This is a genomic window from Mycobacterium gallinarum, assembly GCF_010726765.1.
In the GTDB taxonomy this organism is placed as follows: Bacteria; Actinomycetota; Actinomycetes; order Mycobacteriales; family Mycobacteriaceae; genus Mycobacterium; species Mycobacterium gallinarum.
In genome coordinates, this window is sequence record NZ_AP022601.1 from 4185286 (window position 1) to 4206584 (window position 21299).

Consider the following 21299-nt stretch of genomic DNA (forward strand, 5'->3'; position numbering starts at 1 on the left):
GTCAGCGGAGCTTTTCGCCGTAGACGCGCTCAACGGTCATCGTCATCAGCACCCGGCGGTCGGACACCATCACCGACCGGTACTCCTCCCAGTCCGGATGCTCACCAGCTGCCTTGCGGTAGTAGTCGACGAGCGCCTGCACCTCGGGGCCGTTCTCGTCGGCGCCGGGCCCGGTCAGCGTCACCGATCCCTCGGCGGTGGCCCAGGCCCATCCGTCGGAACTCGTGACCTCGATCGCGGCGCGCGGATCCCGGCGCAGATTGGCGGTCTTGGCGCGACCCTCGGTCATCGACACGTAGATGACGTCGGCGTCGCGGTCGTAGAACGGTGTCACCGGGGACAGCTGCGGAAGGCCGTTGGCCTTGATCGTGGCCAGTACTCCGAGTCGGCTGTCGGCGAGCAGCGTGCGGGGGTCAAAGGTCATGTGTGGGGCAACCCGATCCGGCGCGGCGACTATTCCGATGGGGCGTCGATGCGGACCCGGTACATCTTGGGCCAGTACTTGCCGGTGATCAGGTACTCGTCGCCGTCGATGTGGGCAATGCCGTTCAGCACCTTCTGACGGTCGCGGCCGGCGTTTGTAGCCAGCTCGCTGGCATCCACGACGGTGTTCACCTCGCCGGTCCCGGGGTCGATCCGCACGATCGTGTCGGACGTCCAGACGTTGGCCCACACCTGGCCGTCGACGCATTCCAGCTCATTGAGGTTTCTCAGCGGGTCGCCGTCGCGCGTGACCGCAACCGAACCCGTCTCGGCGAACGTCTCCGGATCGTGGAAGAACAGCCGGTCGGACCCGTCGCTGCGGACCAGCCGATCCCCGTCGGCGCACAGCCCCCAGCCCTCGCCGTTGACCGGGACCTCGCGCAGCGGGGTCATGGTGTTCTTGTCCCACTCGACGGCCACCTTGTTCTGCCAGGTGAGTTCCCAGATCCGGTCGCCGACGACTGTGATGCCCTCGCCGTAGTAGTTTTTTGGCGCTGCGGCAGCGCGCAGGACCGCGCCCGTTTCCGGGTCGAGTTCGCGCACCTGTGAGGCGCCCGCGACACCCGTGCCCTCGTAAAGCTTGGGACCGTCGAACTCCAAGCCCTGAGTCCAGGCCGTCGTATCGTGTGGCATCTCGGCGAGCACCTCGGGCTTGATCGTCGGCACCGGGCCCTTCGCCGTGGTGGTCTCGCTGGGTGTCGATTCGCTTCCGCAGCCGGCGACCAGCACGCTCACCGCGGCTGCCCAGATGACCGCGCGCCGGCCCCGCCATCGGTCACTGTTTCCCATAGCTCCCATAGATACCCGTCCTCACGGTGTGACGGCGTCGATCGCCCGGTAGATCCGCTTCTCGCTGACCGGCCGTGGGGTGCCGAGCTGCTGTGCCCACAGGCTGACCCGCAGCTCCTCGATCTGCCGGGCGATGTCGCGGATGTCGTCGGCGCCCGCGCGGGTGGGCGACAGCGCACCGATCAGGTCGTCGAGCGCGTCCTGGACATCGTGCACGCGCTGCATCCGTTCGCGGTCCGCGCCGACGGCGTGCGGCAGCCGCTCGAGTCGACGGTTGATGGCGGTGAGGTAGCGGGTGAGGTCGACCAGCCGGCCGGCCCCGGTCGCGGTGACGAAGCCCTTCGGCATGAGCCTGGCGAGCTGGTCGCGTATGTCGGCGATCGCGTCGGCCTGCGTCGGCGGCGGCGCGGCGGGCAGCGCGAGGTCGACGTCGTGGGCCGCGGCGAGCACCTTCTCGACCTGGCCGAGGATCGCCTGCGTGGTGGGTACGAGTTGTTCGGCGACGCGGTCACGCAGCGCATTGAATTCGGCGCGGGTCCACACGGGTACCGGCGCAAGCCAGCCGGTCGCCGCGTCGGCGCAGTCGTCGAGCAGCGCCGCGAGCAACCCGTCGGGGTTTGCGCCCAGTACCAGCCGGGCACGTGGATCCAGTTGGCGCTCAAGGCTCTTCACCGGCGAGGGGGTGGCCAGTCGCAGCAGCCTTCGGATACCAGGCACCATCGCGGCCGCCTGCTCGGCTTCGGTCGGGAACACGCGGATGTCGACCGCGGCTCCCGCGTCGACCAGTGCGGGGAAGCCACGCACGGCGTGCGCGCCGCTGGCGCGTTCGACGGTGCGGGGTAGCTCGTCGAGATCGTCGGGCCACGTCCGCAGTCCGGTCCGTTCCAGCTCTCCTGCAACCGCTTCGGCGACGGCACGGCGAATCGGCGCGGCCAACTGGGTCTGCAGGGCCTCGAGATCCTTTCCGCGCGCGACCTCCTTGCCGTCGGACTCGACGGCGAAGGTGACCCGAAGGTGCGGCGGCAGCTTGTCGAGGTCGAATGCGTCGATCGGCACGAGCACTCGGGTCAGCCGGTGCAGTTCACGCTGCAGGGCCTGCAGAATCGGTTCGCCGTCCGGCGCGATCGAGGCGAGCACGGCGCGCGCGGTATCCGGTGCGGGAACAAAGTTGCGGCGCAGGTCCTTTGGCAGTGACTTGATCAGTGCGGTGATGAGTTCCTCGCGCAGCGCCGGTACCTGCCAGCTGAATTCGTCACCGCCGAGCCGGGCCAGTACCTCGACGGGCACGTGCACGGTCACCCCGTCGTCCTCGGCGCCCGGTTCGAAGCGATACGTCAGCGGCAGTGACAGCTCGTCGGCCTGCCAGGTGTCCGGCCCCTCGGCGGCCGGGTCGTCCTTGCGCAGCAGATCGTCACGGGTCAGCGTGAGCAGGTCGGGGGTTTGGTGCCGCTGCTTCTTCCACCACGCGTCGAAGTGCTTCGCCGACACGGCGTCTGCGGGCACACGCGCGTCGTAGAACGCATAGATCTCGTCGTCACCGACCAGCAGGTCGCGCCTGCGCGCCTTGTCCTCGAGTTCCTCCAGTTTGTCGCGCAGCCGCGCATTGTCGCGGAAGAAGTGGTGGCGTGTCTGCCAGTCGCCCTCGACCAGCGCGTGCCGGATGAACAGTTCGCGTGCGACCTCAGGCTCCACCGTCGCGTAGCCGACCCGGCGTCGTGGCACCAGCGGCAGTCCGAACAGCGTCACGCGTTCGTAGGCCATCACGGCGCCGCGCTGTGCGTCCCAGTGCGGCTCACTGTAGGTGCGTATGAGGAGATCCGACCCGAGCCTTTCGATGTCCTCCGGCTGGATCCGTGCTGCGATTCTGCCGTACAGCCGGCTGGTCTCGACGAGGTCGGCGACGACGATCCACCGTGGCGGACGCTTCGTCAGCACCGAACCGGGAGCGAGGACGAACTTGACGTTGCGCGCACCCTGAAAATCGCGAGACTCGCCCTCGCGCAATCCGATATGTGACAGCAGACCGGCAAGCAGCGCCGCGTGCACCCGGGACGGATCAGCAGGTTCGGGATCGTCGGACTCCCTGATGCCGAGATCCCGGGCAATGCTGCGCAGCTGCCCCCTCAGGTCCTGCCATTCGCGGATGCGCAGATAGTGCAGGAACTCTTCGCGGCACATCCGGCGAAACGCGTTGCCCGAACGTTCCTTTCGTTGCTCACCGAGATAGCGCCACAGATTCAGGTAGGACACGAAATCCGAGTGCTCATCGGCGAACCGGGCGTGCTTCTGACGTGCGGTCTCCTCGCGGTCGGCCGGGCGCTCACGCGGATCGGGGATCGACAGCGCGGCGGCGAGCACGAGAATCTCGCGCACGCAGCCCTCTTCGTCGGCCTGCAGGATCATTCGCCCGAGGCGCGGGTCGACGGGCAGCTGTGCCAGGCGACTGCCGATATCGGTGATAGCGCCGTTGGCATCGAAGGCGCCGAGCTCCTGCAGCAACGCGATGCCGTCGCGGATGCTGCGCCGGTCGGGCGGGTCGAGGAAGGGAAACGTCTCGATATCACCGAGATTCAGCGCCGCCATCTGCAGAATGACCGCGGCCAAGTTGGTCCGCAGAATCTCCGGATCCGTGTATCGCGGACGCGACTCGAAATCTTCCTCGGAGTAGAGGCGAATGCACACACCGGGTGCGGTGCGGCCCGATCGGCCGGCGCGCTGGGCGGCCGACGCCTGCGAGATCGGCTCGATCGGCAACCGCTGCACCTTGGTCCTTCGGCTGTACCGCGAGATCCGGGCGGTGCCGGGATCGACGACATAGCGGATGCCCGGCACCGTCAGCGAGGTCTCGGCGACGTTGGTGGCCAACACGATTCGCCGCGCGCTCTGACTGGGCTGAAAGACCCGCTGCTGTTCGGCGGTGGGCAGCCTGGCGTAGAGCGGCAGCACCTCGGTGTTCTTCAGAGGACGTAAAGCCTCTGCGGTGTCGCGGATCTCACGCTCACCCGATAGAAACACCAGGACGTCACCCGGTGGTTCGGCGGATAGTTCGTCGACGGCGTCGACGATCGCCTCGGTCTGGTCGCGTAATTCGGTACGCACGACCTCGTGGTCGGGATCGTCTGGGTCGTCGCTGTCGTCGGCAACCGCCGGCACTTCCAAAGGCCGATAACGGATCTCGACCGGATATGTCCGCCCCGACACCTCCACGATGGGAGCACCCGAGAAGTGCGCCGCGAACCGTTGGGGCTCGATCGTCGCGGAGGTGACGATCACCTTGAGGTCGGGCCGTCGCGGCAGCAGCTCACGGAGATAGCCGAGCAGAAAGTCGATGTTGAGGCTGCGCTCGTGCGCCTCGTCAAGGATGAGCGTGTCGTAGCGCAGCAGTCGGCGGTCGCGCTGGATCTCGGCGAGCAGGATGCCGTCGGTCATCAGCTTCACCAGGGTGCGGTCACTGGCCTGATCGGTGAACCGCACGGTGTAGCCGACAGCGTCGCCCAGTGGTGTGCCCAATTCGTCGGCGATGCGTTGTCCGACCGTGCGTGCGGCGAGGCGGCGCGGTTGCGTGTGGCCGATCGTGCCGCGGATACCGCGGCCGAGTTCGAGGCAGATCTTCGGCAGCTGCGTCGTCTTCCCCGAACCCGTCTCCCCGGCGACGATGACGACCTGGTGGTCGGTGATCGCCTTGGCGATCTCGTCGCGGCGCTCGCTGACCGGAAGGTCGGGATAGGTGATCGCCGGCACCGCGGCCAGCCGGGTCGCGATCAGGCCTTCGCCGGCGGTGATCTGATCGGCGATCCCGCGCAGTTTGTCGGGCCCGGCGCCGCGAAGGTTCTTGAGACGCCGGCCAAGGCGTGCCGCGTCGCGGATCGTCAGGCCATCGAGGCGCTGGCGGAGCTCAGCGGCTGACAGCTCGGGCACTCGCGCCAGGATAAGTCAGGCCGGTCGCGGCACTGCAGCTAGTGTCGATTGACCGATCCACATCGGCACCGCACGGCGCGCATCGGAAGTGCCGTCGATCGACACCGATCCGTCCAGTACGGCCCGCTGCCACGACTGGTCGCCGCGCCAGATCTGCGTCAGCGCCCGCAGGCTTGTCGACACCGTCGCCGCGACGTCACATCCCGGATCGAAGTCGCAGACCTCCGCCTCACCGTCCGCGACCATCAGCCACCACGACGAGGACTTGGGCGGCGCACCCGACAGCCGGAACGCGACCACGGTCCGCGCTCTCGGCCATTCATCGAGCGGAATCGTGCGGCGGATGTCCCACATCAGCACACTCGGGTCGAGATCCTTTTCGACGAGATCGCTGAACCAGCGCACGCTCCACATCCCGAGGGCTTCGACAACGGCGACGAGTTCGCGGCCGCATTCGGTCAACGTATACACCGTGCGGTTGCCAACCTCGGACCGCTGCACGACGCCGGCGCGGGTCAAGGTTTGCAGTCGCTTGGACAGCAGCGACGGCGACATTTTCGGCACGCCGCGACGCAGATCATTGAAATGCGTGCTGCCCGCAAGCAGCTCGCGGACCACCAACATCGTCCATCGCTCGTCGAGTAGCTCCATGGCTTTCGCTACGGGACAAAACTGACCGTATCCAGACATGCGCACCCTCCCCGTGACGGTCCAGCAAACGTATTACCAGTAGACCGCTGATCGATGCCGCTGGCTACTACAGATTCGGGACCACCATCGGTACAGATCCGTGACTAGAGCGCGCGTGCCCGTTTGGCCGAGCATTTCCTCAACCGCAACTTCAGCGAAAGGAAATGACATGAACAGCTCAGCCCGCCTCCTCGCGGTCCCAACACTCGCGGTGGGACTGGTGCTCGGATCGGCCGCAGTCGCCACGGCCCTACCGGCGTGGGACATCGGAATATACGACCGCTGCATACAGAACATTCCGGACGATGTGCTGCTCGACAACAGAGGCACCGACGCAGTTCATGAATGCTGCTGGAAGTCGGGTGGCAGCTGGGACAGCAAGACCAACAAGTGCGTGGCCCCTCCGGCGGAGGGGCAGAGCGGCCGGGCGCCATTATCGCAGGTGCCAACGCATGTCCTGACACCGTCGCAGCCGGAGCAGGTGCCGGGTGGAGTGTTGACTCCGGAGGCTTAAGGCTTGTCGGGTGACCAGTAGGCAAGCATCTCCGCGAACGTCTGGAACGCCGGGACGGACACCCCGTACGTCGCCTCGAGATGGATGCTGATCGGGAACCCCAGCTCGCCGACCCCGTCGACCACCCGCTTGTACAAATCGACCATCAGCAGCCGCTTCTCCGACGGCTCGGTGGCGGCCAACTGTTTGACGAACTCCTGCTCGGCGGCGACGGCAGCGTTGCCCTGGTCCTGGATCAACCAGTTGATGAGGCCGATGTTGGACTCGACCTTCGGCACGAAGCCGAACGAGAGCAGGATCTCGGGCCGATGGTCGGTCTCCCTCGCGAAGTGGCGCAGGAACCCGACGATCGCGTCGGAGTACAGCAGCTGGGTCATGCCGTACGTCGCGCCCTGGTCGCACTTGAAGTTGAAGCGACCGTGTTCGCCCTCGCGGGTCGGGATCAGGATGACTCCGCGGTTGGGCACCAGGTCGTCGTAGATCGACAGGGCGTCCGTCGGCGCGACCCCGGACCCTTCGCCGTCGTTCATGGTGCGCGGCACACCGACGAAGGCGATGCCGTCGAATCCCGCCGAGCTCAGCTTGGTCAGCCGCTGACGCAGCGCCGCCTTGTCCAGGAACGCCGTCACCTGGGTGCACAGGCCGTTCATCGCGCTCAGCTCGGGCCTGATCTCGTTCCAGAAGTCGAGGACGTCCATCTTCGGCTTCATCTCGATCGGCCGGTCGTCGTCCTCTTCGATCATTCCGGGAATCATCACGTGCCGGATCCGGCCGTGCAGGCCGGTCTCCGCGGCGCACCTCAGCACCTTCTGCGCTTCCTCGAGCGCCCGCTCATGCCCGTTTTCGACGTTCGGCGGGACGAGCTCGAGCGCGATGGTATTCAGCGTCACCGAACTGCTCCCTGATCGAATCTCCAACGTCCCGCGGCGCGGCGGGTCCCCGATGACCGCACGCATTTGCCGGGGACCTCACCCTACAGACCGGGCCTGTCACCGTCCGTAGGCTGGGTGGCGTGAGCGTTGCACCCGACACAGGCTCCGATACGCCGATCGCCCTGGCCGACCGCTTCGCGCGCGAGTTGCCCGAGCTGGCCGTCCGCTGGCAGGCCGAAGCCGCCCCCGAGCCTCGTCTCCTTGTTCTCAACGATCCGTTGGCCACCCAGCTCGGCCTCGACGCCCGCTGGCTGCGTGGGCCCGAGGGGGTGCGGTTTCTCACCGGCAACCTGGTCCCCGACGGCGCCGCGCCGGTGGCCCAGGCCTACTCCGGACATCAGTTCGGCGGCTATGTTCCCCGCCTCGGCGACGGCCGGGCACTACTGCTGGGCGAACTCGCCGCCGTCGACGGCGGCTACCGCGACCTCCACCTCAAAGGTTCGGGCAGAACGCCGTTCGCCCGTGGTGGAGACGGTCTCGCGGCGGTCGGACCCATGCTGCGCGAATACCTCATCAGCGAGGGGATGCACGCCCTCGGTATCCCGACGACCCGTTCGCTGGCTGTGGTCGCGACGGGTCGCGCGGTACAACGCGAAACTCCGCTGCCCGGCGCGGTGCTGGCCCGCGTCGCAAGCAGCCATCTGCGCGTCGGCACCTTCCAATACGTGGCGGCCGGCGGTGACGAGGTCCTGCTGCGGCGACTGGCCGACTACGCCATTGCCCGTCACTATCCGGATGCGGCCAACGCCGACAATCCCTACCTCGCGCTGTTCGGCGGCGTGGGTGCGGCCCAGGCGGCCCTGATCGCGCAATGGATGCTCGTCGGTTTCGTGCACGGCGTGATGAACACGGACAACATGACGATCTCCGGCGAAACCATCGACTACGGGCCGTGCGCGTTTATGGAGGCCTACGACCCAGAGGCGGTGTTCAGCTCGATCGACTCCTGGGGCCGCTACGCCTACGGAAATCAGCCGTCGATCGCGGGCTGGAACCTTGCCCGGTTCGCCGAGACGTTGCTGCCGCTGATCGATGGCGATCAGGACCGCGCGGTGCAGCTCGCCCAGGAGAGCCTCACCGGTTTCGGGGTGGAGCTCCAGGCGGCGCTGGCGACGGGGATGCGCGCCAAGGTCGGGCTGGCCAAAGACATCCCTGAGGACGTGGCGACTCCGCTGATCAACGACGTACTCGCGCTGCTCGCGGAAAGCCACGTCGACTTCACCTCGTTCTTCCGCAACCTCGGCCGAGCGGCCCGCGGCGACACCGAGCCGGCGCGCGGCATGTTCATGAACCTCGCCGGGTTCGACGAATGGCTCTCGCGGTGGCGGGCGCTGAACCCGGACGCTGAGCTGATGGATCGGGTCAATCCGATATACATTCCGCGCAATCACCTCGTCGAGGAGGCGCTGGCTGCGGCGACCGACGGCGACCTGACTGCGCTGGAGCGCCTCCTGGAGGCGGTGAGCGCACCGTACGACGAACGTGCCGGCCTGGAGCGCTACGCCGAACCCGCGCCTGAGGACTTCGGTAAGTACCGAACCTTCTGCGGGACGTGACCTACGCGATGTCGGGTTCCAGCGCTGCGACGTCGCCCCGTAGTGCGGGCCCTACCCCGCCGCACCGGCGGGCACGTTGCGGAAGCTGATCGCCAGCCGGTTATAGGCGTTCATCAGACTGATCGCGATCGTCAAGTCCACCAGTTCCTTGTCGCCGAAGTGCGCCGACACGGCTTTGTAGTCGCTGTCGGGGACACCCGTGGTCGACACGCGGGTAACGGTCTCCGCCCATGCCAGGGCGGCCTTTTCGCGTTCGTCGAACAGCTGTTCCGCCTCGTGCCACACCGGCACCAGCGCGATCTTCTCGTTGGACACCCCGAGTTCGCGCAACTCGCGGGAATGCATATCGATGCAGTAGGCGCAGCCGTTGATCAGCGAGACCCTCAGGTTCACCGCGGCCAACAGCTCCGGGGCAAGACCCGATTGACTGACGTAGGCATTTGTGCCGGCAAGCACTTTCACGCCGCGGGGAGCAACTTCTGCGTAATTGATTCGTTGACTCATGACACCCAGCCTGGCAACCGGAGCGCGAAAGCGGACCCTGGAAAACCCGTAGTCTTCGACCAGCCGGCTTTACGTAGCCTTGCGCCTAACCCTCGATGAACGTCGTCCACCGCTAGGCCTTTGCGGCCGCTTCGAGAATCCACTCCTCTAACCTGGTGTCGAAGAGCGTGGCCCCGTCAGTGGGGACCAGGGTGCGTTCCTCGAGGGCGATGCCCCAATAGCGCGCCTCGGGGTCGGCGATGACCGTGCGGGTGTCGCCGCGTGCAGTCAGCGAGGTGCTGATGGCGCCGGCAAGCGTGAATGCCTCCGGCCCAGCGATTTCGACGATGCCGTTCACCGGCTCGTTGACCGCGGTGATCGCAACGCCCTCGGCGACGTCGACGCCGGCCATCGGCTGGAACAGCGCGGTGGGCGTCCGCACCACGTCACCTTCGGTCGCTGAGTCGGCGAGCGTCTTGATGAACTCGAAGAACTGCGTCGCGCGGACGATCGAGAACGGGGTGGGCCCCTCGCTGATGAGCTTCTCCTGCAACAGCTTTGCCTGGAAGTAGCCGCTCTGCGGGGCGAGCCGATCGGTGCCGACCACCGACAGCGCGACGTGATGCCGCACCCCGGCGGCCTTCTCTGCGGTGAGCAGGTTGGTGGTCGCCGTGCGGAAGAAGTCCAGGGCCGCGTCATCGAGCGTCGGTGAGTTCGATACGTCGACGACGACGTCGGCGCCTGTGAGGACCGCTGCCAGACCCTCACCGGTGAGCGTGTTCACTCCGGTTGACGGGGCGGCGGCCACGGCGTCGTGACCGTGCTCCTCCAGTGTGTGCACCAGCTTGGAGCCCACGAATCCAGTGCCTCCGATGACGACGATTCTCATGATTCGCCTTCCTGTTGGGTCGTTCCTGTCGCCAGGTATGACCGCCCAGGCATGGCTTCTGTGACAGGCGGGCTTCTGTGACAGCCCGGTTCAGCGCACGAGCGGCGCCAGGTGGGTTCTGGCGTAGGTGGCGACCGCATCGTCGTCGGTCACGTCGAGCACGCCGGTGCTGACCTGAACCAGCGAGACGGCCAACCGGATGTGCAGTTCGGAAACGGCGAGCAGGTCGTCGTCCGGCATCGTCGCGCCCGCCGCGCGCAGCGCCTTGGCCATCGAGGTGGCCGCACTGCTCAGGAAGGCTCTCGCCTCGTCGAACATTCCCGTCACCGCGGTGAAGTCGCCGTCCAACTGCAGGAACCGGCGCATCACCGGTTCACCGGTGAGTAGCCGGACCCCTTCGCGGAATGTCGCAACCGCGGCGTCGGCGGGTCCGCTGTCGATCGCCACGGTCTGCAGCCGCGCCATCGCGAAATCGAAAGTCTGCCTGCCCAGTTCGGTGACCAATGCCTCCCGGCTGGGGAAGCGCCGGTACAGGGTGCTGCGGCTGACACCCGCTTGCCGCGCGATGACTTCCATGCTCAGCCGGCCCACGCCGACGAGCGCCACCTCCTCGGCGGCGGCCTTCAGAATCGCAGCCTCCTGCTCGGTGGGGCTGGCGTTGGTGCGGCGCATCCAGTCAGCCTAATCAGCGAACGGGGCAGCCAGTCGGCGGCGCGAACGAATCCAGCGCAACCGACCGATGCACATGGACCAGTTTCTCGTATTCGATTCGATTGCGCGCCAACGGGATCAGCAACAGCTTGTCGGGAAGTACCCGCCACGCCAGCTGCAGTACACGGGTGTACAACGCGAACTCGAGGTCGTGGCGCGACTCCCACCGGAAGCCGGTCAGCTCGCGGATCCCTGGATGCAGGATGCCGAAGGAACACACCTTGAGCACGTGGCCCGCGACCGGTCGCAACACCAGCCACGGCGGCGTCAGCAGCCGGCGCAACGGCGCGGGGAGCACCAGGGTCGGCAGGGGCAGCCGGGTCAGATCGAGAGTGACCCTCTGCAGGAATGCGTTGGCCTGCAGTTCATCCCGGACCATCGATTCGTAGTAGTCCTCGGCTTCGGCATAGGTCGCAGGCAACTTCGAGTTCTTGCCCGGCAACTCGAGCGCCGAGAAGGCGTCGAGCAGTTGGGCGTAGGCGAGTTCACGTTCGGCGTCGGACAGCACGATTCCGGTACACGGCGTGAAGGAGTTGAGCACCACGAACATTCCGCTGACCGCAATCCAGTTCCACAGTTTGGGGTCGAGCGCGCTGTAGCGCACGTCGGCGAAGTCGCCGGTGCCCTTACCTCGCACCTCGCGGTGCATCGTTTTGAGTCGGTCGGCCTCGGCGACCTTGTCGGTGGCGTCGCCCCAGATGGCGAGTAGGGCCGAAAACCCGCTGCGCACACCACGATCAGCGAAGTTGGCGGCAAAACGCCCGGTCTTGTCGACCGCCGCCGCCACCGGCACCAGGGCAACCTCGTCGAATGCGGCAGCGCCGAAGAAGCCCCCGAGGGTGCTCCCGCTGTGTTTACGGAACTCGACCAGAACCTTCGGCCGTACCGATCCGGTGTCGTGCGTCGCGGAAGTCTCGGCAGCTGCGGTCATGGCGCCCTCCGAAGTATCGGTTGACACAAAGACTAGCTATTTGTGTCAACATGTCAATGACCGCCGCTAAGACTCGCCTTCCAGCGTCAGCACCGCGATGTCGGGCGGTGCGCCGATCCGGACGGGCGGCCCCCAGAACCCCGCCCCGCGGGTGACGTACAACTGGGTGTCGTCAACGATCGACAGGCCCGCCAGTGACGGCTGCACCATTTCGACCACGTAGTGAAAGGGCCACATCTGCCCGCCGTGGGTGTGCCCGGACAGCTGCAGGTCGACTCCGCGGGCGGCGGCCTCGGACACCATGACCGGTTGGTGCGCGAGCAGGATCGTCGGTCGTGAGTCGTCGACGCCCGCAAGGGCGCTGTCGAAGTCGGGCGGGTCGTCGCGTTGCTCGCCCGCGATGTCGTTGATGCCCGCGAGGTCGAAGGCGGCGCCGCCGCGGCGGATCGCGGTGTTCTCGTTGCGCAGCGTCTGGACCCCGAACCGCTCCAGCTCGTTCAGCCATTCGGCGGTGTCCTCAATGAAGTACTCGTGGTTGCCGGTGACGAAGAATGTGCCCTCCGGTGCGGCCAGATCCTGAAACGGTGCGGCCGCGGGCCCGAGTTCGGCCACGGTGCCGTCCACCAGATCCCCGACGATCGCGACCAGGTCGACCTGCGCGGCGTTGATGGTGTCGACGATGCGCTCGGTGTGCGCCCGCCCCACCAGCGGCCCGAGATGGATATCGGACACCAACGCGATGCGGAACCCGCCGAACGCGGGATCCAACCGCCGCAGTCGCACCGGAACCTGCAGCAGGTCAGGCGGTCCCAGCGCGGTGGCCGTGCCGACGCCGACGAGGCCGACCGACGCCGCCCCGGCGGCGACCGCACTCGCTCGCGCGAGGAACATCCGGCGATTCAGCGCATGGCGATCGGGCTCGGCAGGCTCTTCGGGTGGTTTTGGTGCTTGCGGTTGTCGCTTGGCCCAGCCGCGCAACGCCAGCCGCACCGGCTCGAGGGCGAGCAATGTGAGGAACAAATAGACGAGCACCCCGAACCACAGGTAGCCCGGCCACGCGTACCAGCCGGCCTTGGAGACGTCGGTGAACCGCGGCACGACGAGCGCCGCCAGCAGCAGCACCCCCAGCCCGACGAGCACCGCCGTCAGGGTCCGTCGGGTGCGGCCCGGCCGGGTGGTGTCCTTGACGGACCGCTTCCACACATAGACGTTCATGAGCGCCAGGACCGCGCTGAGCACCACGATGAACATCGGCCGCCAGCTTATGCATAAGCTGCATTGCGCCTGCTCAGAGCGGACCGTGTAGGAAGCGACAATGGAGCGACCGACCAGCTGACGATTTGGGGGCATGTGTCTAAGCAGGACTACGACGACGAGCTGCGCTCCGAGCAGACCTACGTCGACGGGTTGTACACACGGCTGGACGCCGAACGCGCGCGGGTGAAGGGCAAGTACAGCGACGCGCTCGGAGCCCCGGTGGACCGCATGGACGGCGGCACGCTCGTGGCACGCGACGTCGAGGTGCGAGCATTGGCCAAACAGGCCGCTCGCCTCGAGGTTGCCGACGGCGGGCTGTGCTTCGGCCGGCTCGACAGCGTCACCGGCGAGCGGTCGTACATCGGCCGCATCGGCATTCTCGACGAAGACAAGGAGCCGCTGCTGCTCGATTGGCGCGCGCCCGCGGCTCGCGCGTTCTACATCGCGACCGCCGCGACGCCGGAGGACATGCGCCTGCGCCGCCAGTTCCACACCCGCGGGCGACGGATCGTCGACTTCACCGACGAAGTGCTCGGCCGTCCCACCGGCGACGAACGTGGGGATGCGGCACTGTTGGCCGCGATCAACGCGCCGCGCGGCGAGGGCATGCGCGACATCGTCGCGACGATCCAGGCCGAGCAGGACGAGATCATTCGCAGCGATCATCTCGGCGTGATGGTGATCGAGGGCGGACCCGGCACCGGCAAGACTGTGGTGGCGCTGCACCGCGTGGCCTATCTGCTGTACACCCAGCGCAAGCGCATGGAACGCCACGGTGTCCTCGTGATCGGCCCCAACCCGGCGTTTCTCGACCACATCGGCCGGGTGCTCCCGTCGCTGGGCGAGTCCGATGTCGTGTTCATGACGGTCGGTGACCTCGTACCCGGTCTGCGCACCACCGCCGAGGAGGCCGACGAGGTCGCGCGGCTCAAAGGCTCTTTGAAGATGCTCGACGTGCTGGCCGCCGCCGTCGCGGATCGGCAACGGCTGCCTAAGGATCCGCTCCCGATCGAGCTGTCGGACGTCACGGTGCGCATCGACGCCGAGACCGCGGAGTGGGCCCGCGAGGAGGCACGGACGAGCGACCGGCCGCACAACGAAGCTCGCGAGGTGTTCACCGAGATCGTCACGTACGTCCTCACCGAGCGCGCGATCGCGCGGATCGGCAAGGGCTGGCTCACCCGCGACGACCGCGATGCGTGGGAACAGCTGCGCACCAACCTGATCGACGAGCTCGCCGACAACGCCGCGTTCACCGCCGCGCTCGACGAACTCTGGCCGAAGCTCACGCCGCAGACTCTGCTGTCCGAGCTGTACTCGTCGCGCGAACGTCTACGCGCCGCGAAGGCGGACGAGGTGCTGTACCGCGCCGACGGCGACGCCTGGACCATCGCCGATGTGCCACTGCTCGACGAACTCGTCGACCTGCTTGGCCGCGACAAGACCGCCGACGACACCGCCGCGCGGGAACGCAACGCCGAAGCCGCGTACGCCGCCGGCGTGCTCGACCTGCTCGTCAGCCGCGAGGATCTGATGGACGACGAGGACCATCTGCTCGCCCAGGACCTGCTCTACGCCGAGGATCTGGCCGAACGCTTCATCGAGCGCGATACCCGGGAACTCACCGAACGCGCTGCCGCAGAACGGGATTGGACCTACGGGCACGTCGTGGTCGACGAGGCGCAGGAACTGTCCGAGATGGACTGGCGGGTGCTGATGCGCCGCTGTCCGAACCGTTCGTTCACCGTGGTCGGCGATCTGGCCCAGCGCCGGTCGGCGGCCGGCGCGACGACCTGGGACACGATGCTCGAACCGTATGTGCCAGGCCGGTGGGTCTACCGTTCCCTTTCGGTGAACTACCGCACGCCCGCAGAGATCATGGCCGTCGCCGCCGCGCTGCTCGCGGAGTTCGCACCCGACATCCGACCTCCGGACTCGGTGCGCGCGTGCGGGGTCATGCCGTGGTCACGGCAGGTCACCGATGACGAGATGGCCTCGGCCATCGACGAATTCGTTGACGTGGAGGCGCAGCGGGAGGGCACCAGTGTGGTGATCGGGCCACCGGATGTGCCCGGTGCGGTGCCGCCGTCGGAGACCAAGGGTCTGGAGTTCGACGCCGTGTTGGTGGTCGACCCGGACCGGATCCTGACCATGGGACCGCGGGGCGCGGCCGAGCTGTATGTCGCGCTGACCCGAGCCACCCAGCGTCTCGGTGTGCTGCACCGTGCGCCGCTGCCGACGGCGCTGAGCGGACTCGCCTGAATCTATTTCCAGGCGAACACGGGTTGTTCGAGCTCGTCGACCGGATCGGTGCGGCCCTCGAGGCAGAGCCAGCGCAGCTGCAGCAGGACCGCGCCGGTGGGTGCGTGGATCAGGTCGTTGCCCAACGGGATCTGCACGACGGGGCGCGGGCTCTCGGGGATGGTGATGAACCGCGGCGAATCGTCGCGCTGCAATTGATGCAGCCCGACACGGTAGACCGCCACCACCTCGTCGGGTGCGGGACGCAGGTCCAGCCGGCCGCCGCCCCAGATGACCACCGGCGTGATCACGTAGCCGGACCGCGTCGGGTAGTCGTCGAGCAGACCCAGCACCGACGAGTGCGGCAGCGTGACACCGACCTCCTCGTCCAGCTCGCGTAACGCCGCGTCGACGGCATCCTCGCCCGGGTCCAGCCGGCCACCGGGCAGCGCCCACTGCGCGGGGTGCGACGTCAGCCGCGACGTCCTTCGGCAGAGCAGAAACGCGGCGCCGCCAGAGACGTCGACCATGCGGCCATCGAGGCCCTCCTCCGGCATCAGCCGACCGTCAATCCAGTCGTCGACGTTCGCGGGATCGACCCGATCCTCCCCGAGTTCGGACTCGACCAGGACCACCGCGACGGCGGCGTGCCGCTTCGTCGGATCGGTCACGGCGCGGCGCCGGTGCCCGGCGAGTTGGGCACGCACCTGTTCGCGGAGTGCGTCGTCGTAGGTCACGGTCACCGCTCGACCATATGCAGGCGCATGCCGGCGAAAACGATTGGTCCCGGTAAATATGTATGTGCTATGCATATATGCGTGCCGCATTCGCGATACGACCATCTCGACGAGCTGCTGACGCGCCTTCATGTCGTACGTCAGCGGCCGAGTTGGCGTCGGCGGCTCCTCGAGGGAGACCCGGTCGCGAACGTGTCAACGCTGCGCGTGCTGCGGGCCGTCGAGAACTCCGGCGACGGGGCCTCGGTCAGCGACGTCGCCGAGTACATGGCCGTCGAGCATTCGACCGCCAGCCGCACGGTTGGCGCCGTCGTCGCCGCCGGGCTGCTGACAAAGGCGTTCGCCACCGACGACCAACGCCGTTGCGTGCTGGTGCTGACCGATCTCGGCCGCAGCGCACTCGCGACTGTGACGGAGCGGCGACGCGAGTTGGTCGCCAAGACGATCGCGGACTGGCCCGACTCCGACGTCGATACCCTCGTCGCCCTGTTGGAGCGACTGACCGACCGTTTCGAGAACTCGGTGAGCCGATGACCGCTGAAGTCACCGCCCCGACCGGGCCCCGCAGCGCGCTGCGGCTGATGTTCGACCCGGTCTTCGGCGCGCTCTTCTGGGGAAAGATGATCTCGGTCGTCGCCGTGTGGACGCACGGCATCGTCGCGGCGATCGTGATGTACGACGCGACGCGATCCGCACTCATGGTGGGTCTCGTCGGCGTCGTCCAGTTCGCGCCGCAGCTGATCCTCAGTCCGACCAGCGGTAAATGGGCCGACACCGGAAACCCTGCTCGGCAGATCCTGCTCGGCCGGGTGCTGTGTGTCGCCGGCTCCGGTTTCACCGCAGCATGGCTGTTCGTCGAGCCCTCGCAGCAGGGCGTGTCCGTGGCCGCGCCCGTGCTCCTCGGGACGCTGCTCGTCGGCTTCGGGTTCGTCGTCGGTGGTCCGGCGATGCAGTCCATCGTGCCGGATCTGATTCGCGACGGTGAGCTCTCAACGGCCATGGCGCTCAACAGCATTCCCATGACGATCGGACGCATCGTCGGTCCCGCGTCCGGCGCCTATCTCGCTGCCCATCTGGGGGCGGCGGCCGGCTTCGGTGTCAGCGCCGCGTTACACCTGGTGTTTGCGGTCTGCCTTCTCATCGTGCGTTTTCCGGCGCCGCCAGTACGGTTGGACGGCACGGACTACCGCGTCCGGGTCGCCCTGAAATACGTGTGGCGCGACCGCCCACTGCTGCTGGCGTTGATCGCGGTGGGGGCGGTCGGATTCGCCTCCGACTCATCGATCACGTTGGCCCCATCGATGGCCGATGAACTGGGCGGCGACGCACGTCTGATCGGGGTGCTGTCGGCGAGCTTCGGCATCGGCGCGGCACTGGGGATGGCGGCGCTGGCGATCATGGGCGGCCGGATGGCGTCGGCGAACGTGTCGGCGATCGGATTGGCGGGGCTGGGTGCGGGCTGCGGCGTGCTCGTGGCCGCGCCGGAACCTGCGCTCGCGATCGGCGGGTTCGCGCTGGCGGGCCTGGGCTTCGGCTGGGCGATGACCGGGCTGAGCACCGTCGTGCAGGAGCGCGCCCCCGAGGAGTTGCGGGGCCGGATCATGGCGCTCTGGCTCGTGGGCTTCCTCGGGTCACGACCGCTCGCCGCCGCGCTGCTCGGCGGAACCGCCGACGCGTTCAGCGTGCACGCGGCCTTCGCCGTGGCCGCCGTGCTGTGCCTCCTGGTTGCGCTGTGGTGCCGACCGTCGAACATCACCGGCCCGCTGCCCGTCCGGGCTTGATGCCGCGTGGCATACACATCCGGCGACCGCGCCGACGCCAGCATGCTCACCGGAGTCTCGGAAACGGCACTGCTGACGCTGAACGGCAGGGCATATCAAGCCCGCCACCCGGACGCCATCATCGACGACCCGATGGCGATCCGGCTCGTCGATGCGATCGACTTCGACTTCGACAAGTTCGGCCGCCGCAAGGGTCAGGAGATGGCCCTGCGGTCACTCGCCTTCGATCGAGCCGCGACGCGCTACCTTTCTCGGCATCCGAACGCCACCGTGGTCGCCCTCGCCGAAGGCCTGCAGACGAGTTTCTGGCGCCTCAGTAGTGCGTTACCCGATTACGGATTCCGTTGGATCACGGTCGATTTCCAGCCGATCATCGACCTTCGCCAGCGGCTGCTGCCGGCGTCTGAGCGCATCACCACCCTCGCGCAGTCCGCGCTGGACTACTCCTGGATGGACACCGTCGACTCGAGCGACGGTGTCTTCATCACCGCGGAGGGCTTGCTGATGTATCTGCAACCGGCCGAGGCGATGTCCCTGATCACCGAGTGTGCTCGGCGGTTTCCCGGCGGTCAGATGATCTTCGACCTCCCGCCAGTCATGGTGAAGCGCTTGGCGCCGAAGGGCATGCGCTCCTCACGGCGCTACCGCGTCCCCCCGATGCCGTTCAGCCTGTCCCCCAAGCAACTGGCCGATCTGGCCAACACGGTGCCGGGTATCCGAGCCGTCCACGACCTGCCGATGCCCAAGGGGCGAGGCTTTGTGTTCGAGAAGTTGTTCCCGGCCTTCTGGCAGTGGAAGCCGACGAAACAACACCGCGGCGCCTACACGCTGCTCGAATTCGGCTGACCGACGGCCGTAGGGCAGGCTGGTCCTCGAGATGATCCTGACTGCCCCGCGCCTCGACGACCCCGACGAGCTGTTCACCACGTTCGCGGCGTGGGCCGAGGCGCAGGGCACCGTGCTCTACCCCGCACAGGAGGAAGCGCTGATCGAATTGGTCAGCGGCGCGAACGTGGTGCTGGCGACGCCGACCGGTTCGGGCAAGTCATTGGTGGCGACGGGCGCGCTGTACGCGGCGCTGGCGGCGACGCGGCGCAGCTACTACACCGCGCCGATCAAGGCGTTGGTGAGCGAGAAGTTCTTCGCGCTGTGCGACGTGTTCGGTGCGGAGAACGTCGGCATGCTCACCGGCGATGCCGCCGTCAACGCGGGCGCACCGATCATCACCTGCACCGCGGAAGTGCTGGCCAACATCTCCTTGCGCGAAGGCGCTTCTGCCGACATCGGCTTGGTGGTGATGGACGAGTTCCACTTCTACGGCGACCCCGACCGGGGGTGGGCCTGGCAGGTTCCGCTGCTGGAGTTGCCGAAGGCCCAATTCCTGCTGATGTCAGCCACACTCGGCGATGTCACGTTCCTGCGCGAGGATCTGACCCGGCGCACCGGCAGGCCGACGGCGCTGGTGGCCAACGCGGTCCGGCCGGTCCCGCTGCACCACTACTACGCCACCACGCCGATGCACGAGACGATCGGCGACCTACTGCAAACGAAGCAGGCGCCGATCTACGTGGTGCATTTCACCCAGGCATCGGCGCTGGAGCGCGCGCAGGCACTGATGAGCGTCAATGTGTGCACCAAGGAGGAGAAGAAGGCGATCGCCGAATTGATCGGTGGCTTTCGGTTCTCCTCCGCGTTCGGGACGACGTTGTCGCGGTTGGTCCGGCACGGAATCGGTGTACACCACGCCGGGATGCTGCCCAAGTACCGACGCCTTGTCGAGCAGTTGGCACAGGCCGGCTTGCTCAAAGTCATTTGCGGCACGGACACTCTCGGCGTCGGCATCAACGTCCCGATCCGGACCGTCGTGTTCTCCGCGTTGTCGAAGTACGACGGGACGCGCACCCGGCTGCTCAACGCCCGCGAGTTTCATCAGATCGCGGGACGGGCCGGACGGGCGGGCTACGACACTGCGGGCACCGTCGTCGTCCAGGCGCCCGACCACGAGGTGGAGAACCTCAAACAGTTCGCGAAGGTGGCCGACGACCCGAAGAAGCGGCGAAAGCTGGTGCGCCGCAAGGTGCCCGAGGGCATGGTGCCGTGGAGCGAGAAGACGATGACGAAGTTGGTGGACGCCACCCCGGAACCGCTCACCAGCAACATGCGGGTGTCGACGGCGATGATCCTCGATGTCGTCGACCGCCCAGGTGACCCGTTCGCCGCGATGCGCAGGCTATTGACTGAGAACCACGAGCCACGCAAGCGCCAGCTGCGGCACATCCGCGAGGCGGTGGGTATCGCCCGGTCGCTGCTGCAGGCGGGTGTCGTGGAGCGGCTTGCCGAACCCGAGCCCGATGGGCGCCGTTACCGGCTGACCGTGGATCTGCCCCCGGACTTCGCGTTGAACCAACCGTTGTCGACGTTCGCGCTGGCGGCGGTCGAGGTGCTCGATGCGGAGTCGGAAACATACGCACTGGATGTGGTTTCGGTCATCGAGGCGACGCTGGAGGACCCGCGCCAGATCATGGCCGCCCAGTTGAAGAAGGCTCGGGGTGAGGCGATCGCGGCGATGAAGGCCGAGGGCATCGAGTACGACGAGCGGATGGAACTGCTCGACGACGTCACCTATCCGCGGCCGCTGGAGGAACTGCTCGGGTACACGTTCGAGGTGTATCTGCGGACCAACCCGTGGGCCGCCGATGGTCAGCTGTCGCCCAAGGCGGTCGTGCGCGAGATGTGGGAGCGGGCGTTCACGTTCCGTGAGTACGTCAGCGTGTACGGGTTGACCCGCGCGGAGGGCGCGGTGCTGCGCTACCTGTCGGATGCGTTCAAGGCGCTGCGGTCGGGTGTGCCTGCCTCGGCGCGGACCGAAGAGCTCACCGACATCGTCGAGTGGCTCGGCGAGCTTGTACGCCAAGTCGATTCGAGTCTGCTGGACGAATGGGAGGAGCTCACCAACCCCGACCAGCCGTTGGAGGCGCCGGTCGCGGTGCCGGCCCGGCCGCGCCCGTTGACGGGGAACGAGCGGGCGTTCACCGCGATGGTGCGCAATGCGCTGTTCCGCCGGGTCGAGTTGTTCGCGCGGCGGCGGTGGGATGAACTCGGCGAGTTGGACTCCGGCTCGGGATGGACGTCGGACCGCTGGCAGGACGTGGGCGACGAGTACTTCGCCGAGCACGACGAGATCTTTACGAGAGCCGACGCGCGCGGTCCCACGCTGTTGATCATCGACCGTGAGCCCGGCGTGTGGCGGGTGCGTCAGATCCTCGACGACCCTGCAGGCGACCACGATTGGGGCTTTTCAGCGGAGGTGGACCTGGAGGCGTCCGACGAGGAGGGCGCGGCCGTCCTTCGCGTGATCGACGCGGGGCGGATGGACTAGGGATACGC

18 protein-coding genes are annotated in these 21299 nt (G+C 67.4%); 7 read left to right on the forward strand and 11 right to left on the reverse strand.

Annotated elements, in window-relative coordinates; genetic code table 11:
- Position 1 precedes the first annotated feature (1 nt).
- Genes G6N42_RS20635 through G6N42_RS20650 form a run of 4 tightly spaced genes read right to left on the reverse strand, consistent with a single transcriptional unit; the run spans position 2 to position 5880 of the window.
- Positions 2–424 (reverse strand): PPOX class F420-dependent oxidoreductase, encoded by a 423-nt coding sequence (locus tag G6N42_RS20635; protein ID WP_163732160.1) that lies wholly within the window; start codon positions 422–424, stop codon positions 2–4.
- 29 nt (positions 425–453) lie between these two features.
- Positions 454–1272, reverse strand: coding sequence for a glutaminyl-peptide cyclotransferase (locus tag G6N42_RS20640; RefSeq protein WP_434059591.1), 819 nt, complete (start codon positions 1270–1272; stop codon positions 454–456).
- A gap of 21 nt (positions 1273–1293) precedes the next feature.
- Positions 1294–5190, reverse strand: coding sequence for an ATP-dependent RNA helicase HrpA (hrpA, locus tag G6N42_RS20645; protein WP_163732166.1), 3897 nt, complete (start codon positions 5188–5190; stop codon positions 1294–1296).
- 15 nt (positions 5191–5205) lie between these two features.
- Positions 5206–5880 (reverse strand): winged helix-turn-helix transcriptional regulator, encoded by a 675-nt coding sequence (locus G6N42_RS20650; RefSeq protein ID WP_163732169.1) that lies wholly within the window; start codon positions 5878–5880, stop codon positions 5206–5208.
- Positions 5881–6049: 169 nt separating this feature from the next.
- On the opposite strand from G6N42_RS20650, the gene G6N42_RS20655 reads away from it, so the two are divergent.
- Positions 6050–6394 (forward strand): hypothetical protein, encoded by a 345-nt coding sequence (locus G6N42_RS20655; protein WP_163732172.1) that lies wholly within the window; start codon positions 6050–6052, stop codon positions 6392–6394.
- Here G6N42_RS20655 and G6N42_RS20660 read toward each other — a convergent pair.
- Entirely contained in the window at positions 6391–7284 is an 894-nt protein-coding gene (locus tag G6N42_RS20660; RefSeq protein WP_163732175.1) for a mycobacterial-type methylenetetrahydrofolate reductase, read from the reverse strand. The genes G6N42_RS20655 and G6N42_RS20660 overlap by 4 nt on opposite strands.
- Before the next feature lie 122 nt (positions 7285–7406).
- Here G6N42_RS20660 and G6N42_RS20665 point away from each other — a divergent pair, with 122 nt between their 5' ends.
- Complete coding sequence (locus tag G6N42_RS20665) at positions 7407–8882, forward strand: protein adenylyltransferase SelO (RefSeq protein ID WP_163732178.1); 1476 nt, start codon at positions 7407–7409, stop codon at positions 8880–8882.
- 51 nt (positions 8883–8933) lie between these two features.
- Here G6N42_RS20665 and G6N42_RS20670 read toward each other — a convergent pair whose 3' ends face one another.
- The 5 genes from G6N42_RS20670 to G6N42_RS20690 all read right to left on the reverse strand — a co-directional run bounded on the left by G6N42_RS20670 (position 8934) and on the right by G6N42_RS20690 (position 13147).
- Positions 8934–9386, reverse strand: coding sequence for a carboxymuconolactone decarboxylase family protein (locus G6N42_RS20670; RefSeq protein WP_163732181.1), 453 nt, complete (start codon positions 9384–9386; stop codon positions 8934–8936).
- 112 nt (positions 9387–9498) lie between these two features.
- A complete protein-coding gene (locus tag G6N42_RS20675; RefSeq protein WP_163732184.1) occupies positions 9499–10254 on the reverse strand; it encodes an SDR family oxidoreductase in 756 nt (251 codons plus the stop codon).
- Between the two features lie 90 nt (positions 10255–10344).
- On the reverse strand, positions 10345–10926 hold the full coding sequence (locus G6N42_RS20680; protein WP_163732189.1) for a TetR/AcrR family transcriptional regulator: 582 nt from the start codon (positions 10924–10926) through the stop codon (positions 10345–10347).
- 13 nt (positions 10927–10939) lie between these two features.
- On the reverse strand, positions 10940–11896 hold the full coding sequence (locus G6N42_RS20685) for an oxygenase MpaB family protein (protein WP_163732193.1): 957 nt from the start codon (positions 11894–11896) through the stop codon (positions 10940–10942).
- A 66-nt stretch (positions 11897–11962) separates the two neighbouring features.
- Positions 11963–13147 carry a metallophosphoesterase gene (locus tag G6N42_RS20690; RefSeq protein WP_163732196.1) on the reverse strand — a complete coding sequence of 395 codons (1185 nt, stop codon included), beginning with the start codon at positions 13145–13147 and terminating at the stop codon, positions 11963–11965.
- Between the two features lie 99 nt (positions 13148–13246).
- On the opposite strand from G6N42_RS20690, the gene helR reads away from it, so the two are divergent.
- Positions 13247–15415: an RNA polymerase recycling motor ATPase HelR gene (gene helR / locus G6N42_RS20695; protein WP_174262123.1), complete on the forward strand. Its 2169-nt coding sequence runs from the start codon at positions 13247–13249 to the stop codon at positions 15413–15415.
- A 2-nt stretch (positions 15416–15417) separates the two neighbouring features.
- Here the strand turns inward: helR and G6N42_RS20700 are convergent, their stop codons facing one another.
- Positions 15418–16137: an NUDIX hydrolase gene (locus G6N42_RS20700; RefSeq protein WP_163732199.1), complete on the reverse strand. Its 720-nt coding sequence runs from the start codon at positions 16135–16137 to the stop codon at positions 15418–15420.
- 63 nt (positions 16138–16200) lie between these two features.
- Here G6N42_RS20700 and G6N42_RS20705 point away from each other — a divergent pair, with 63 nt between their 5' ends.
- Genes G6N42_RS20705 through G6N42_RS20720 form a run of 4 tightly spaced genes read left to right on the forward strand, consistent with a single transcriptional unit; the run spans position 16201 to position 21291 of the window.
- Complete coding sequence (locus tag G6N42_RS20705) at positions 16201–16665, forward strand: MarR family winged helix-turn-helix transcriptional regulator (RefSeq protein ID WP_163732202.1); 465 nt, start codon at positions 16201–16203, stop codon at positions 16663–16665.
- On the forward strand, positions 16662–17912 hold the full coding sequence (locus G6N42_RS20710) for an MFS transporter (RefSeq protein WP_163732205.1): 1251 nt from the start codon (positions 16662–16664) through the stop codon (positions 17910–17912). The genes G6N42_RS20705 and G6N42_RS20710 overlap by 4 nt, the downstream gene beginning before the upstream one ends.
- A gap of 42 nt (positions 17913–17954) precedes the next feature.
- Positions 17955–18758 (forward strand): class I SAM-dependent methyltransferase, encoded by an 804-nt coding sequence (locus tag G6N42_RS20715; RefSeq protein WP_163737907.1) that lies wholly within the window; start codon positions 17955–17957, stop codon positions 18756–18758.
- 31 nt (positions 18759–18789) lie between these two features.
- On the forward strand, positions 18790–21291 hold the full coding sequence (locus G6N42_RS20720; protein ID WP_163732209.1) for a DEAD/DEAH box helicase: 2502 nt from the start codon (positions 18790–18792) through the stop codon (positions 21289–21291).
- The last annotated feature ends 8 nt before the right edge of the window (positions 21292–21299 follow it).

What these genes read in the sequence shown, in the direction of transcription:
- G6N42_RS20680 (WP_163732189.1), bottom strand. Translation starts at nt 10,926, where the DNA reads ATGCGCCGCACCAACGCCAGCCCCACCGAGCAGGAGGCTGCGATTCTG.
- G6N42_RS20675 (WP_163732184.1), bottom strand. Translation starts at nt 10,254, where the DNA reads ATGAGAATCGTCGTCATCGGAGGCACTGGATTCGTGGGCTCCAAGCTG.
- G6N42_RS20640 (WP_434059591.1), bottom strand. Translation starts at nt 1,272, where the DNA reads ATGGGAAACAGTGACCGATGGCGGGGCCGGCGCGCGGTCATCTGGGCA.
- G6N42_RS20710 (WP_163732205.1), top strand. Translation starts at nt 16,662, where the DNA reads ATGACCGCTGAAGTCACCGCCCCGACCGGGCCCCGCAGCGCGCTGCGG.
- G6N42_RS20635 (WP_163732160.1), bottom strand. Translation starts at nt 424, where the DNA reads ATGACCTTTGACCCCCGCACGCTGCTCGCCGACAGCCGACTCGGAGTA.
- G6N42_RS20715 (WP_163737907.1), top strand. Translation starts at nt 17,955, where the DNA reads ATGCTCACCGGAGTCTCGGAAACGGCACTGCTGACGCTGAACGGCAGG.
- G6N42_RS20690 (WP_163732196.1), bottom strand. Translation starts at nt 13,147, where the DNA reads ATGTTCATCGTGGTGCTCAGCGCGGTCCTGGCGCTCATGAACGTCTAT.
- G6N42_RS20650 (WP_163732169.1), bottom strand. Translation starts at nt 5,880, where the DNA reads ATGTCTGGATACGGTCAGTTTTGTCCCGTAGCGAAAGCCATGGAGCTA.
- G6N42_RS20670 (WP_163732181.1), bottom strand. Translation starts at nt 9,386, where the DNA reads ATGAGTCAACGAATCAATTACGCAGAAGTTGCTCCCCGCGGCGTGAAA.
- G6N42_RS20685 (WP_163732193.1), bottom strand. Translation starts at nt 11,896, where the DNA reads ATGACCGCAGCTGCCGAGACTTCCGCGACGCACGACACCGGATCGGTA.
- G6N42_RS20655 (WP_163732172.1), top strand. Translation starts at nt 6,050, where the DNA reads ATGAACAGCTCAGCCCGCCTCCTCGCGGTCCCAACACTCGCGGTGGGA.
- G6N42_RS20705 (WP_163732202.1), top strand. Translation starts at nt 16,201, where the DNA reads ATGCATATATGCGTGCCGCATTCGCGATACGACCATCTCGACGAGCTG.
- G6N42_RS20720 (WP_163732209.1), top strand. Translation starts at nt 18,790, where the DNA reads ATGATCCTGACTGCCCCGCGCCTCGACGACCCCGACGAGCTGTTCACC.